Raw genomic sequence first — 282 nt, forward strand, 5'->3', positions numbered from 1 at the left:
CCATATCGAGTAGCTGGGAGAAAGCCTCCGGGGAGAGCTTTTGCTTTAGAACTGCCATGGAGGCCTGCCAGGTCTTCATGGACTCAATCTGTTCTTCAAGTTTTGAGGCGAAGTCCTCAAACCCGCCACTACCACTCTGGGCGGCCTCTCCCACATTAATAAAGGATTCAGAGGCCCCCTGCAGCTTCTGGCGTAACTGTTCACCCGCGTCCCCTGCGGTGAGCGCATGCCCACCCCACCGGGATAAAGCTTCACCCGCCGCGTTAGCCGCGTCAGCAGCTT

The 282-nt window shown here is 57.8% G+C and carries 1 protein-coding gene; it reads right to left on the reverse strand.

What is annotated here, in order from left to right:
* Positions 1-282: hypothetical protein (locus tag QP381_RS08985; RefSeq protein ID WP_285068658.1), on the reverse strand; the 282-nt coding region annotated here is incomplete at both ends.

The sequence above is a fragment of the Pauljensenia sp. UMB6358 genome, assembly GCF_030216865.1.
Lineage (GTDB): Bacteria > Actinomycetota > Actinomycetes > Actinomycetales > Actinomycetaceae > Pauljensenia > Pauljensenia turicensis_A.